The 13,668-nt window shown below is 54.3% G+C and carries 11 protein-coding genes; 10 read left to right on the forward strand and 1 reads right to left on the reverse strand.

What is annotated here, in order from left to right:
* The first annotated feature begins 57 nt into the window (after positions 1-57).
* The 10 genes from F0A17_RS01405 (at position 58) to F0A17_RS01450 (ending at position 11,543) form a co-directional block, all read left to right on the forward strand.
* On the forward strand, positions 58-2,295 hold the full coding sequence (locus F0A17_RS01405; RefSeq protein WP_228716768.1) for a polysaccharide biosynthesis tyrosine autokinase: 2,238 nt from the start codon (positions 58-60) through the stop codon (positions 2,293-2,295).
* 74 nt (positions 2,296-2,369) lie between these two features.
* Positions 2,370-3,719 (forward strand): hypothetical protein, encoded by a 1,350-nt coding sequence (locus tag F0A17_RS01410; RefSeq protein ID WP_149326552.1) that lies wholly within the window; start codon positions 2,370-2,372, stop codon positions 3,717-3,719.
* A 52-nt stretch (positions 3,720-3,771) separates the two neighbouring features.
* Positions 3,772-4,719, forward strand: coding sequence for a glycosyltransferase family 2 protein (locus tag F0A17_RS01415; RefSeq protein WP_149326553.1), 948 nt, complete (start codon positions 3,772-3,774; stop codon positions 4,717-4,719).
* Positions 4,720-4,756: 37 nt separating this feature from the next.
* Entirely contained in the window at positions 4,757-5,629 is an 873-nt protein-coding gene (locus F0A17_RS01420) for an ATP-grasp fold amidoligase family protein (protein ID WP_149326554.1), read from the forward strand.
* Between the two features lie 41 nt (positions 5,630-5,670).
* Positions 5,671-6,816 (forward strand): glycosyltransferase, encoded by a 1,146-nt coding sequence (locus tag F0A17_RS01425; protein WP_149326555.1) that lies wholly within the window; start codon positions 5,671-5,673, stop codon positions 6,814-6,816.
* Position 6,817: 1 nt separating this feature from the next.
* Positions 6,818-7,987: a glycosyltransferase family 4 protein gene (locus F0A17_RS01430; protein WP_149326556.1), complete on the forward strand. Its 1,170-nt coding sequence runs from the start codon at positions 6,818-6,820 to the stop codon at positions 7,985-7,987.
* Positions 7,942-8,562 (forward strand): sugar transferase, encoded by a 621-nt coding sequence (locus tag F0A17_RS01435; RefSeq protein ID WP_149326557.1) that lies wholly within the window; start codon positions 7,942-7,944, stop codon positions 8,560-8,562. Before F0A17_RS01430 ends, F0A17_RS01435 begins: the two co-directional genes overlap by 46 nt.
* Complete coding sequence (locus F0A17_RS01440; protein WP_223111485.1) at positions 8,559-9,527, forward strand: ATP-grasp domain-containing protein; 969 nt, start codon at positions 8,559-8,561, stop codon at positions 9,525-9,527. The genes F0A17_RS01435 and F0A17_RS01440 overlap by 4 nt, the downstream gene beginning before the upstream one ends.
* A 40-nt stretch (positions 9,528-9,567) precedes the next feature.
* A complete protein-coding gene (locus tag F0A17_RS01445; protein WP_149326558.1) occupies positions 9,568-10,740 on the forward strand; it encodes a DegT/DnrJ/EryC1/StrS family aminotransferase in 1,173 nt (390 codons plus the stop codon).
* A 38-nt stretch (positions 10,741-10,778) separates the two neighbouring features.
* Positions 10,779-11,543 (forward strand): YdcF family protein, encoded by a 765-nt coding sequence (locus tag F0A17_RS01450; RefSeq protein WP_149326559.1) that lies wholly within the window; start codon positions 10,779-10,781, stop codon positions 11,541-11,543.
* Between the two features lie 101 nt (positions 11,544-11,644).
* Here F0A17_RS01450 and F0A17_RS01455 read toward each other — a convergent pair whose 3' ends face one another.
* The gene (locus F0A17_RS01455) at positions 11,645-13,663 is read right to left on the reverse strand and encodes a polysaccharide biosynthesis protein (RefSeq protein WP_149326560.1); all 2,019 of its coding nucleotides are present in this window, start codon (positions 13,661-13,663) and stop codon (positions 11,645-11,647) included.
* Positions 13,664-13,668: the final 5 nt, after the last annotated feature.

Below are 13,668 nucleotides of genomic sequence, written 5' to 3' on the forward strand. Positions count from 1 at the left end.
ATGATTGAGGCATGAGTGAGAGTTAATCAACGCGCGTGTTCAGAGGGATGACTGACGATGAATAGCTTGAGTGCAAATAGTCCGGTAATGAATACCGGATCTGGCTCGGCGCCGGCCGCCAGCATGCCTCCTGGGGAAGAGAACGTTGACCTGGGCCGCATGCTGGGCATGCTTGTCGATAACAAATGGAAAATCATTTTCTTAACCCTTCTGTTCGGGGCGGCTGGCGTCATATATTCGCTGCTGGCAACACCTATTTATCAGGGCGATGCACTTGTGCAGGTCGAAAAGACGGGGCCTAGAACGGGGGCCGATGAGATTGCAGCGATGCTGCTGCAGGAGGAACCCATTACCGGAGCCCAGATTGAAATACTCCAATCACGACTCATAGTCGGACAGGCCGCCAATAGGCAGAAGCTGGATATCAGCGTGAGCCCTGTTGTCTTTCCGGTCATAGGCAATGCGATCATCCGTTACGATATACCACGGCCCGATATCGCACAGGGAAGGCCGGAAATTTGGGGAAGTGAACACATCTATGTCGAATCATTGAGTGTTGCACCTGAGCTTGAAAACAAGCCGCTAACGCTTGAAGTTGAGGAAAGCGGATATCGGATACTGGGGCCCGAGGGTGAGGAGTTGCTGTTTGGCCGGCCGGGGGAGCGCTCCGAGTCAAGTTATCCTTGGGTTGAAGTTTACGTAAGCGAAATTCAGGCGCCGCCTGGAGCCCAGTTTACACTCCGCAAGCGGAGTCAGCAGGCCACCATCGACTATCTCAGGAACCGTTTTGTCGTAAGCCAGAAAGGCGATCGAGATACCGGGGTTTTGCAACTGGTCCTGACAGGGCCTGATATTGATGAGGTCGAATCGTCTCTCAATGCGATTACCGAGGTCTATCTCGCTCAAAATATTGCCAGGCAGGCCGCCGAAGCGGAAAACAGTCTGGTGTTCTTGGATGAGCAATTGCCGAAAGTACGCGAGCAATTGGTGGAGGCGGAAAACCGGCTCAATGCCTACAGGATGGAGCAAGAAAGCGTGGATCTCACCGAAGAGACACGTAACATGCTCGCAGGCATGGTGGATATCGAGAGTCGCTTGAACGATCTCGAAATGCAGGAATCCGAATTGTCGCGTCGCTTTACACCCAACCACCCTGTCTATGCCGCCTTACTGGAAAAAAGGGCACAGCTCGAGCGCGAGCGTGCCAACCTGGAACAGCGTACCAGCAACCTGCCGGAAACCCAGCAGCAAATCCTGCGCATGACGCGCGATGTAGAAGTCACTCAGCAGATATACGTTCAACTCCTGAATCGTATGCAGGAGCTCAACATTGCGAAAGCCGCAACAGTCGGCAACGTAAGAATCATTGATTTTGCCATGACCCGGTCAAGCCCGATAAAACCGAAATCCGCCTTGATCGTCATTATCTCACTCCTGGTAGGATGCTTACTGGCCGTCAGTTGGGTATTGCTACGCGGTTTCCTAAGCAAAGGCGTAGAGAATGCTGAACAGCTCGAAGATATAGGATTGCCTGTCTACGCTACGGTTCCTCGTTCCGCCGACCAGATGAAACTGGTAAAGCGCATCAAGTATCGCAATAACCAGACAAGCCAACATGCCATTGGTAGCTTTCTCGCCAAGTTGTACCCGACGGATATGGCGGTCGAGGCCATACGCGGACTCCGCACCAGTCTTCACTTCGCCATGATGGACGCGCGCAATAACGCAATCATGATTACGGGTCCTAGTCCTGGTATTGGGAAAAGCTTCGTTACCATTAACCTTGCCTTCGTCTGCGCTCAAGCAGGCCAGAGAGTGCTCGTTATAGACGCGGATATGCGCAAAGGTAATATGCACTTTACTTTCAATGACAAATCGGAGAATGGCTTGTCGGAAGTCCTTTCTAGCAAGCTTCCAGTTGAAAAAGCGATCCGAAGATCGGATGTACCCGGCCTGCATTACATGACTCGAGGGGTGGCGCCGCCTAACCCATCGGAACTTCTGATGCGCCATAGCTTCGCTGACATGGTTGACCAGGTGGGTAAGAATTATGACCTCGTGCTCATCGACACACCCCCCATCCTGGCGGTTACCGACGCTTCCATCATTGGCAAGGTTGCCGGAACCTCACTTCTCGTCGCCCGATTCGGCGTCAATCCGGTAAGAGAAGTCAAGGTTGCTGCACGTCGTCTGGCAAATACGGGTGTCCATGTTCAGGGATGCATTCTAAACGCCATCGAAAAGACGGCAGCCATTAGTTATGGCTACGGTTATTACAGCTATTCCTATAAATAAGACGGCCCCGCCATAGCTTGATGGGAAACATCAAGTTCGTGGCGGGTAGTTTCGGAAGCTTATCGACTACAGACATGCTGAAGGTGGACGCCGTGAAGTACACGACCAAAACTGCCGATGTAGATAGCTTTCGCGGTGGGCTTCGTTATATACATGGGGTCACCTATGCGCACATTTGTTGGCTGACGCTATTCCTTTACCTCTACCTATTGAGCCCTTATTTCGACTTGCGAGCAGCCGTGCTCCACGGTGGGATGTTGTCGATTGTTCTATTCCTGGGAGCGCATCCGGCTATAACCTTGAAGGCCATACAGCAAATTCCACTAGTGTCGACTTTTGTCGGCCTTTGCCTCTTTTGTTTATATAACTTGACCATCTTCATTTTTCATACAGAGGTGTTTGCTACGACCTTTTTGACATACATGATCCAGGTCGCTCTATACATATTGCTAGGTTATGTGCTGGCTTTGTCATTGATGACTAAGTCGCTTGACATGGACCAAGTATTGACTCTGTGCTTCAAGCTCGTGGTGTTTATCGTGTTCGTCAACTCGTTGATCATATTGATAGAATATAATTTTCCGCCATTTCGCAATTTCGTTGAGTCAATGCTTTATCTGCCGGAGAATTCAAACATCGATTACCTGACGAGGGAGTTTCGTCTTCGAGGGATAGCTTCCGGCGGAGCGGCTAACCTGTCGCTGTTCCATGGTACGGTCTTGATATTGTTACAGGCACTATATATCAAGAAAAAGATAGGTTTTCTCTATTTTATTACCGCTTCAGTGACCATTTTTACTTCGCTTCTATTTATTGGGCGTACCGGCATTGTGGTGGCAATCATTGGGATTGCATTGTTTCACATGCTAAATTTTATCCTTTCCAAGGAAAAATTATCACTCCGTCGAATTCTTTTATACGCCTCTATCGCTGGAATCGTCATGGCGGTACCCCCTGTATTTGCCATTTTATTTCCTGAAAACGTCCTTTCCTATTCCATAACCTTTTTATATCGAGGCGTAGAGGGAGTTCAGCAAGAAGGCACTACGGCCGCTTTGGCGAGAATGATCAATATTCCTAACGAGTGGCCTAAGCTCTTGTTTGGAGTGGGCGTGCATAGCGGTGATTTTGACTTAAGAAGAAGCGTGGACCTTGGGTACATGCGCATGTTCACTGCACTGGGCATTCCCGTAGCTATCGCATTTTACGTTTTCGTGGCCTACCTCGGTAAATGTGTCTTAAGCGTCACCCATTACAAGAGCTTCTGGCTCGTCTTCATGATCATCATGTTCATTGCTGAATACAAGGAGCCTTTTATTTTTAAAGGTTATTCGGCAAGACTCATGTGGATGATTATTGGAGTGGGACTCTGCTACAGGTTCTCCGGATTGCATGCCTATTATAAAAGGTCTGCCACCGCTTAACACTGATTGCTTTTCTTGATATCAATCGTTGCATGCGTATAGGGAGATAATCATGCGCTCGCTCATTTCCATTGTGGTACCTGTATATAACAAAGAAAAATATATTTCTCGAGCGATTGAATCAGCACTGAACCAGACATACACGGAGTTCGAGCTGCTTGTCGTCAATGACGCATCCAGTGATCGCAGCATGGACAGGGTGGCAGAATTTCATGATCCAAGAATCCGTGTGCTGCACCGTTCGCAACCCGGCCCCGGAGGTTATGCCGCTCGCAATCATGGTATCAGTGAAGCCCGGGGGAAGTGGATCGCTCTGCTCGATGCCGATGATGCCTGGTTTCCCGAACACCTCGCTCAGTCGATGCGCATTGCCAGTGAGTTTCCGGAAATTCCCATTATCAGCGCCGCTCGTATGAGTGCGGTGGGCGGAATGGAAAAGCTTGATCCTTTTGCAAAGCGATTTATCTCGCAGGGCCCACAGATTCTTTACTTGTCCGACTACCTTGAGTTCGCTTGCAAAGGGTTGCGGGCCATGGGGACCAATTCAATGCTTATAAAGCGTGATTCGCTCTATCGAAACTCCATTTTTCCGGAGGGGCGTACCGAGCGGTCAGGCGACCTCTATACTTGGGTTGAACTCATAGCAAGAATGAAGCGCATGGTCTGGTCACCTCATGTTGCTTCTATTTCCTATCGCGATGCTTCCTTCGTTTCTCGCAATAGCGTTCCTTCGATGCAGCTGTTCCATGAAATGGTGGGCGACTTGCAGCCCTATGTCGAAGAAAGAGATATCGGGATTTTAAAAAAATATGCCAATAAAATGATGAAGTACGCTTGGGTTGAGAAAAAGAAACTCAATTCGACTATGGAGAATTCCGAACTTCGCCGGTCTTTCTATTGGGAGGATGACTTGGCCTTCTGTTTGAAGTGGTCCCTAATATCGCTGCTGCCGTTTGATCTTCTTGAATCTCTTCACAAACGTTATTCGGTAAGTCAGTGATTGTTGTCTTTAGGCGAATTTTTCTTGCGTGGGGTTCATGATGAAAACACTTTATCGATTTATTCCCGTTGGTCTTCGAGAAAGAGCAGCCTTCGTGCTACGCGCCGGTTATTATCCTCAGTTCAAGAATCCGGTTACCTATAACCAAAAAGTCAATTACCGAAAATTAAATTGGAAGAATTCTCTGTTCGTTACGTGTTCTGACAAAGTTGCCGTCAAGGAATATGTCGCGGAAATAATTGGGAAGGAGTACATCATTGAAAGTGTTTTCGTGGGCGATACGATCACGCCAGAGCAAGCCAAGCAGCTACTGGAGGTGTATGGGCCTCTGGTGATTAAGGCCAACCACAATTCTGGTCCCGTTCAGTTTCTCGATCCGGCCGACAACGATGAGAGAATTCATCACATCTGCCGCAATATCAATCAGCAGTTGTTGGAAAACTATGGAAAGATCAAGCAGGAGCCTTGGTACAGCCATATTAAGCCAAAGGTTCTTGTGGAACGTAAGCTTCGTATGGCGGATGGTTCTGATCCGTATGATTACAAGTTCCATGTATTTAATGGGCGCGATGGCAAAAAGCAGACGGTAATTCTGCAAATGGATTATGATCGTCATGGTATGTTGCATCGTTCTTTTTTTAATGAATCGCTCGAATGGTTGCCGTTTTCATGGAAGCAGCCCTGCTTGAAAACCAGTGCTGTTTGTCCCGCCGGATACGACAGGATGCTTGAGATAGCAAAACTTCTAGCACTTCCTTTTTCACATGCCAGAGTCGATCTTTACAACGTTGATGGCGCTATTTACTTTGGCGAAATAACGTTTGCCCATGCATCGGGTCGAGGTAGGTTTTCTTCTATTATTTATGACAAATGGATGGGAAAGTTATGGGAGCTGGATCCAGCCGTTTAGTCATGGGGGTTCCATTTACGACATGAAGGTAAGGTCCACTCATGCATATTCTACATGTTATTACGAGCCTGTACCCTGGCGGTGCACAATCGGCTTTGTGCCGACTATGCATGGGCGACAAGAATAACAAGCATACCGTCGTCGCCATGATTGGGGGTGGAGATCTAGAGAGGAGACTCGAAGAGCAGGGCATCGTTGTCGAAACGCTGGGATTCACTCGCCGGGATGGACTATTCAAAGGCTTTGTGACGCTTTGGAGACTACTAAGATCTTATCGCCCTGATCTCGTGCAAACCTGGATGTACCATCCGGACCTTATTGGTGGAATTTGCGCACGTCTTGCGGGGATTCGCCATGTCTGTTGGGGAATCCGCCATACCGAACTGGAATCGGGGAAGAGCTCACGCTCTTCAATATTGACTGCTCGTCTTTGCGCTTCGTTGTCCGGGACGGTTCCCGCCAGGATCGTCTGCTGTGCACGCGAAGCGGCACGAGTGCATGAGACACTTGGATACCGATCCGACAAGATGGTCGTGATTCCAAACGGTTTCGATCTTTCTGACTTTTATCCCTACGCAGAGCGCAAGGAATGCCGTCGCACCTTTCTATCTGATGACGAGTTGCATTTGCCCATCCTGGGAATGGTAGGCCGCTTCAATGCCCAGAAAGATCATATAAATCTTCTCAGAGCTTTGGCTGAACTTGAGTCGCGCGGTGTGGATTTTCGCTGCCTACTGGTGGGGGCCGATCTCGTTGCCGATAACGGCACGCTTGCTGCATGGATTGATGAGCTCGGTCTTCGGGGAAAAGTCAAATTGCTGGGATTGCGGTCGGATATCCCGGTGGTCATGAACAGTCTCGATCTTCATGTTCTCTCGAGTTCCTTTGGCGAAGCCTTCCCCAACGTAATTGCCGAGGCGATGGCTTGTGGGACTCCCTGTATCGGTACGGACGTGGGAGATACGTCATTGATCATCGGAAAATGGGGGTGGGTTGTTCCTCCCCGAGATTCTCTGCGGCTTGCCGATGCCATTCATGAAGCCATCAAGGAACGCGCAAGCTCCCCATCACATTGGGCCCAGCGTCGCTGTTCCGCAGCGGAGCATATAAGAAAACATTTCACTATCGACCGCATGGTGGCCGCTTTCGATAACGTATGGTCAGACTGCATGGAGGCGAGAAAATAATATGAAGTTTCTTATCGTTGCCGGCGCACCGGGATCGCTGATCAATTTTCGCGGCCAGCTCATCACGGATCTGATCAGTAGCGGACTCGAAGTACACGCTGCCGCACCGGATCTCAGCAATGACGGCCTGACTCGTATGAAACTCGAGAAAATGGGGGCAAGAGTACATGATGTTTATCTTAGTCGCACCGGTATAAATCCTTTTCACGATATGCGCACGTTGGTTGAACTCGTACGTCTCATGTGGGCCATAAGGCCTGACTATGTAATGGGTTATACGATTAAACCCGTTATATTTGGTATTTTTGCTGCTGTTCTGACACGCTGCCCCCGGCGTTTTGCTCTGATTACGGGGTTGGGCTATTGCTTCTCCAGTTATGGGCAAACCGCTAAAACACGCTTCATTGGCACTATTGCCGCCAATCTCTACCGGCACTCGTTGCGTTTTGCCAACAAGGTTTTTTTTCAGAACCCTGATGACCAGGCCTTATTTCGCGATCGGAACATAATCAATGGAACCGTCCCGTCCGTGGTCGTCAACGGATCCGGCGTTGATATCGATCACTTCATGCCGCGTGCCTACCCTCGGCAAGTCGTGTTTCTTCTGATTGCTCGACTACTGGTTGATAAGGGGATTCGCGAATACGCCGAGGCGGCCTATCGCCTCAAGACCGAATACCCCGATACTATTTTCACGTTGGTCGGCGATCTCGATAGCAATCCCAATTCCATTAGCGCTCAGGAGCTCGATCGCTGGGTGCAGGATGGTGTCATCCAGTATCTAGGTAAGCTGGATGACGTGCGCGACGCACTGGGTAACGCCAGCGTCTTCGTGCTGCCTTCCTTCTACCGCGAGGGAATCCCCAGAACGATCCTCGAAGCCCTATCAATGGGGCGTCCCATCATTACCACGGATACTCCTGGCTGTCGCGAGACGGTCATCGATGGGGAAAACGGCTACCTGGTGCCACCCCGGAATGCCACGGAGCTGGCGAACGCCATGCGCGCCTTCATTCAGTCGCCGCAGCTTATCGCCACCATGGGGGAGCGCTCACGGGAGCAGGCACTACGAAAATACGACGTATGCAAGGTCAACGCGGTCATGCTCAAGGAGATGGGGATTTCATGCTCAAACGTCTCTTCGATATCGGTGTTGCCGCGGTCCTGTTGACCGTCCTGTCGCCACTCATGCTCGCGATTGCCGCCTTGGTTAGATACAAGCTCGGCGCTCCCGTGCTGTTCAGTCAAGAGCGTCCTGGCCTGCTAGGGCGACCCTTTCGGATGTTCAAGTTCCGCACCATGCTCGATACGCGCGATATCGCTGGCGAGTTACTGCCCTCGGATAGGCGATTGACTCGTTTTGGCAAGACACTGCGTGCGACGAGTCTGGACGAGTTACCGGAGCTCTGGAACGTGCTCAAGGGTGAGATGAGCCTGGTCGGGCCCCGGCCGCTCCTCATGGAATATCTTCCGCTTTACAGTCCGGGCCAGTACCGTCGGCATGAGGTACGCCCGGGCATAACCGGCTGGGCTCAGGTCAACGGTCGGAACCGTCTGAGCTGGGAGGAAAAGTTCCGTCTCGACGTATGGTATGTCGAGCATCACTCGATGTGGCTGGATATCAAGATTCTCCTCCTGACCGTGGCCAAGGTATTGGCTCGTGACGGTATCTCCGCCAGAAGCCATGAGATCACCCCGCGCTTCAGCGGCTCTTGCGATGCCCGGTCATCGGAAAGAAACCCATGATGCGGTGCAACGTTCTCCTCCTCTCGGCAGGGCGTCGCGTCGAGTTGCTGGCGTCCTTCCGCAAGTCGCTGAGCCTTCATCTACCGCTGGCCAAGGTGCTCGCGGCTGATACCGCGTCTCGCTACTCTGCGGCCTGCCAAGTGGCGGATGCTTGCTTCGACTTACCACGAGTGTCCGATCCTGGTTATATCGACGCCTTACTGGCGCTGTGTCGGGAGCAGCAGATTGGGCTGGTCGTCCCAACGATCGATACCGAACTCATGGCCCTCTCACGGTACCGATACCGTTTTCTTGAGGAATCGAGCCAACCTGTGATCTCGGATGCCAGGCTGATTGCGTATTGCCGGGACAAGCGACTCACCGTCAAGGTGTTCAAGTCGATCGGGATCGATACGCCTGAGGTCTACCCACGTCACGCCCTGGCCTTCCCTTGCTTCTGCAAGCCGTACGATGGCAGCAGCGGCGAGGGCGCCTTCCTTGTTACCGGACCCGATCGCCTCAGCCGCTCCATGCTCAATGACGAGCGAAACATTTTCATGGAGTCGATCGGCGACGACTACGACGAGTATACCGTTGACGCTTACTACGACCGGCATGGCTGTATGCGATGCCTCGTGCCGAGGCAGCGACTCGAGGTTCGAGGCGGTGAAGTCAGCAAGGGAATCACCCGCAGGGGATACGTGTACGACTATCTTGCCAGGCGGCTCAAGCGACTGAACGGCGCTCGCGGTTGCATCACCGTGCAGCTCTTCTACCAGCCCGTGACTCGATGCATCAAGGCATTCGAAATCAACCCTCGCTTCGGAGGCGGTTTTCCGCTGGCCGATGCCGCAGGAGCCCATTACCCCGATTGGCTGATTCGCGAATATCTCCTGGGGCAAGCGATCGAGAACTTCGATCGCTGGCAGCAAGACCTCTTGATGCTTCGTTATGACGCCAAGGTATTGGTGCAGCTCGACAGGTAGCCGACTTCCGTCGGCATTCATAAAAGAAGGGGCATTTCTTATGTTGAAGACCCGTTTTTCCCCGTGGCCCTCCTTCACCCTGGAAGAAGCCAAAGCGGTCGAGCAGGTACTGCTGTCCAACAAGGTCAACTACTGGACCGGTGACGAAGGGCGGCTATTCGAGCAGGAGTTTGCCATGGCATCTGGCTGCGAGTACGCCATCGCGGTCAGCAATGGCACGGTCGCCCTTGAACTGGCGCTGCGTGGGCTGGGCATCGGCCCTGGTGACGAAGTCATCGTGACTTCCCGCACCTTCATGGCTTCTGCTTCCTGCATCGTTGCCGTGGGAGCGACGCCGGTCTTTGCCGACGTCGATCGCGATTCCCAGAACATCACACTCGCCACCGTTGCGGCCAAGATCACCCCGCACACACGGGCCATCATTGCGGTTCACCTGGCGGGGTGGCCTTGCGACATGGATGGCCTCATGGCACTGGCGCGCAACGGCATCGAGGTGATCGAGGACTGTGCACAGGCCCACGGAGCGCGCTATCGGGGCCGCGGTGTCGGCTCCATCGCGAAGGTTGGCTGCTGGTCCTTCTGTCAGGACAAGATCATGACGACGGGGGGGGAGGGGGGAATGGTCACGACCAACGACCCTGACCTCTGGCGGCACATGTGGTCCTACAAGGATCATGGCAAAAGCTGGGATGCCGTATACCAGGAACGGCATTCGCCCGGCTTTCGCTGGCTACATCACCACTTCGGCACGAACTGGCGTCTCACCGAGATGCAGGCGGCCATCGGCAGGCTTCAGCTGCGGCGTTTGGCGGAATGGTCGGAGAAGCGCCGACACAATGCACAACGCATCTGGGATACCGCCCGGCAGTGTTCGGGGTTGCGGGTGCCGACGCCTCCCGAGTACATTCAGCATGCTGCCTACAAATGTTACGTATTCGTCGAACCGGAGGCGCTGACGGAGGGCTGGGATCGGAATCGCATCATGGATGAGATCGTGTCCCGCGGTGTGCCTTGCTACAGCGGCTCCTGTTCCGAGATTTATCTGGAAAAGGCCTTTGACGGAACCGGTTGGCAACCGCCGGAGGGGTTGCCGGTGGCGAGGGAGCTGGGTCAGACCAGCCTGATGTTTCTCTGTCATCCCACGCTCACCAAGGCGGAGATGGATCTCACTTGCCGGGTACTGTCCGAGGTCATGTCGCTTGCCGTTGATTGAATTGGCAGCGCCCTTCGCTCTTCGCTTACAGGAGCTCCATGTTCTCCACTCTGAAGGAACTGATTGCTGTCTATGCGATGCCATTACCCCTCTTTCTCAGCCTTCTTGGCCTCGCCGCACTGCTGTTCTTCAGTGGCCGGCGGCGAGTGGGGCTTGGTACGGGAGTGGTGGCTACGGTCATGCTACTGTTGGCGGCCTGGAGTCCTCTGGCCGATCGGTTATTGGTCCCCCTCGAAAGTCGTTACCCGCCGTTGCGGATATCAAGTAGCGAAACGCGGGTGGAAACTATCGTAGTGCTGGGAGGAGGCTGGCAACCTGAGCGAGGGGGCTCCAGCCTGTCGCGCCTTAACGAAAGTTCACTCTATCGGCTAACCGAGGGGTTGAAGCTGCTGCAGGAATTTCCCCAGGCCCGCTTGGTGGTCAGCGGAGGCAGTCGGGTAGAGGGCTTGCCCCCTGTGGCGGAAGCTTATGCCGCGGCCGCCAACGAGCTTGGCGTATCTTCCGAGAGGCTGGTGGTTGTCGATTGGCCTACCGACACCGCAAGTGAAGCCCAGGCGGTACGCGACCTGCTCGATCGAGACAGTCGACTTTTGCTGGTCACTTCCGCCTCCCATATGCCCAGGGCCATGGCCCATTTTCGAGCCGTAGGTCTCGATCCCGTGGCGGCCCCAACCCATCGGCTGGTCAATCCCGGGATGGCATGGAACCTGGCTTACTGGCTGCCTACCAGTCAGGCGCTCAACAAGACCGAGCGGGCGCTCCATGAATACATGGGGCTGGCCGCATTGGCATGGGAGTACTGAAGGGAACCGCCACGTCTCGCCATGCCTGCCATTCCGACGGGGCAAACTGGGCGCGAGCCGCCCTCTGCGCCTGGCCTACCCCCGCCCAGGAGGAGCTCCCTTCACCCCTTCAGGGAAGTCGAGGATAGGTAAGCGGTGGGAGCGGTCGTACGGGTATCCGATGCCCTGGCCGGCCGGCTCCCGGTTTCCAGGGGGAGGTCCAGCGAGCGTTGCCTGGAGGAAGCGGCATTACGACCTAGCCACACCAGGTCGACGATCCCGTCTCGTGGAACATAGCCCGTGGGAGCCACCATCAGCAGCTCACGAATCCGCTCGTGCTGAAGGTACTCGACAGCCTGCAGTAGCTGACCCAGATAGGCTTCCATGCGTGACCAGGGCCAGTAGTGTTCCCTGGCGGTCCTGATGCGCGGGTGGGCGGTGGGCGCCTCGTTCTCGCCAATCAGCAGCTCCTCATAAAGCTTCTCGCCGGGTCGCAGGCCCGTATGACGAATCTCGATGTCACCTTCGGGATTCTCCTCGCTCAACACTTCCAGCCCCGACAGTCGGACCATCTCCGCTGCCAAGTCCGCAATGCGTACCGGCTTCCCCATGTCGAGGACGAAGACGTCTCCACCGCTACCCATCGCTCCCGCCTGAATCACCAACTGGGCGGCCTCCGGAATGGTCATGAAATAGCGGGTCACTTCGGGGTGGGTCACGGTAATGGGCCCCCCTCGGGCGATCTGCTCACGGAACAGTGGAACCACCGAGCCGGAGGAGCCTAAGACATTCCCGAAGCGGACCATGCTGAAGCGCGTCTGTGACTGATGGTCGGCCAGTGCCTGGCAGATCAACTCGGCGATCCGCTTGGTGGTACCCATCACGTTGGTAGGACGTACCGCCTTGTCGGTCGAAACCAGCACGAAGGTTTCCACCTTGCAGGCCAAGGCCGCCTGAGCCGTGGCCAAGGTACCGAAGACATTGTTGAGGATGCCCTGGGTCACGTTATGTTCCACCATGGGAACATGCTTGTAGGCGGCGGCGTGGTAGATGGTTTCCACGCCGAAGGTACGCATCACGGTATCCAGGCGCTGCCGATCCTGTACAGAGCCCAGCAGAGCCCTCACCGAAACCTCCAATCCCTGTTCCTGCATTCGCTGACGCAAAGCGCGCTCAATGGAGTAGAGCGCGAACTCGCAGAGCTCGAACAGCAGTAATTCTCTGGGTCCCTGCTGGAGCAACTGGTGGCACAGCTCCGAACCGATGGACCCCCCCGCGCCGGTGACCATGACCACCTTGCCGCGGACATTGGCATCCAGCAGTTCCTGGTTCGGTGGCACAGGGTCACGTCCCAGGAGATCCTCCACGGTGACATCGCGAATTTCGTTGAGACGTGCATGACCGGCGATCATGTCTTCCATGCTCGGCAGGGTCTGTACGGGGACGGATAAGGGTTCCAGGATGCGCAGGATTTCCCGTCGGCGGGAACGCGGTGCGCTGGGCATGGCCAGCAGGATCCGTTCGGCCCCGTAATGCTTGAGCAGACGCGGCAGCCTATCGGGGTCGTAGACTTGCAGCCCCTCGACGAAGGTGCCGTGCATTCCCCGCCAGTCGTCGACGAAGGCAACTGGCGCATATTCCGAACCTTGCCGAAGGATATTCACCAACTGCGAGCCTGCCGCTCCGGCCCCGTAGATGATGACCCTGGCCTTGTAGCGAATCATGCTATGCATGTTCAGCGAGCGCAGGAAATAGCGCACACCGCCTACGCTGAGCAAAGCCAGCATCGGATAGATCAGGCAGGTTGACCGCGGCAGAGAAATGGCGAGTAGGCTGGAGATGATCACGAGCAGAGCCGCGGAGCCCGAAATCCCGATCAGTAGCGTTTTCAGCGCCTTGGCACTCAGATAGCGAATTACCGCACGGTAAAACCCCAGCCTCGCGAATATTGCCAAGCTTATCGGCAGTACGGTCATCCACATCACCCAAGAGGCTGGGTTCAGCAGCGGTTCCAGGTTCTCGAGGCGCAACCAGATGGCCATGACGAAGCTGAGTGTCAGCAAGATGGCGTCGATGAAAAGCTGGATCATTCGCTTGTAGTGGCGAGGCAGGCGAAAAAGACGATAGAGAATCATCAACATGTCGA

The sequence above is a fragment of the Billgrantia pellis genome (assembly GCF_008297955.1).
In the GTDB taxonomy this organism is placed as follows: Bacteria; Pseudomonadota; Gammaproteobacteria; order Pseudomonadales; family Halomonadaceae; genus Halomonas; species Halomonas pellis.

Coding starts and splice junctions, on each gene's coding strand:
- F0A17_RS01415 (WP_149326553.1), top strand. CDS start 3,772: ATGCGCTCGCTCATTTCCATTGTGGTACCTGTATATAACAAAGAAAAA.
- F0A17_RS01440 (WP_223111485.1), top strand. CDS start 8,559: ATGATGCGGTGCAACGTTCTCCTCCTCTCGGCAGGGCGTCGCGTCGAG.
- F0A17_RS01445 (WP_149326558.1), top strand. CDS start 9,568: ATGTTGAAGACCCGTTTTTCCCCGTGGCCCTCCTTCACCCTGGAAGAA.
- F0A17_RS01430 (WP_149326556.1), top strand. CDS start 6,818: ATGAAGTTTCTTATCGTTGCCGGCGCACCGGGATCGCTGATCAATTTT.
- F0A17_RS01410 (WP_149326552.1), top strand. CDS start 2,370: ATGCTGAAGGTGGACGCCGTGAAGTACACGACCAAAACTGCCGATGTA.
- F0A17_RS01450 (WP_149326559.1), top strand. CDS start 10,779: ATGTTCTCCACTCTGAAGGAACTGATTGCTGTCTATGCGATGCCATTA.
- F0A17_RS01420 (WP_149326554.1), top strand. CDS start 4,757: ATGATGAAAACACTTTATCGATTTATTCCCGTTGGTCTTCGAGAAAGA.
- F0A17_RS01405 (WP_228716768.1), top strand. CDS start 58: ATGAATAGCTTGAGTGCAAATAGTCCGGTAATGAATACCGGATCTGGC.
- F0A17_RS01455 (WP_149326560.1), bottom strand. CDS start 13,663: ATGTTGATGATTCTCTATCGTCTTTTTCGCCTGCCTCGCCACTACAAG.
- F0A17_RS01425 (WP_149326555.1), top strand. CDS start 5,671: ATGCATATTCTACATGTTATTACGAGCCTGTACCCTGGCGGTGCACAA.
- F0A17_RS01435 (WP_149326557.1), top strand. CDS start 7,942: ATGCTCAAACGTCTCTTCGATATCGGTGTTGCCGCGGTCCTGTTGACC.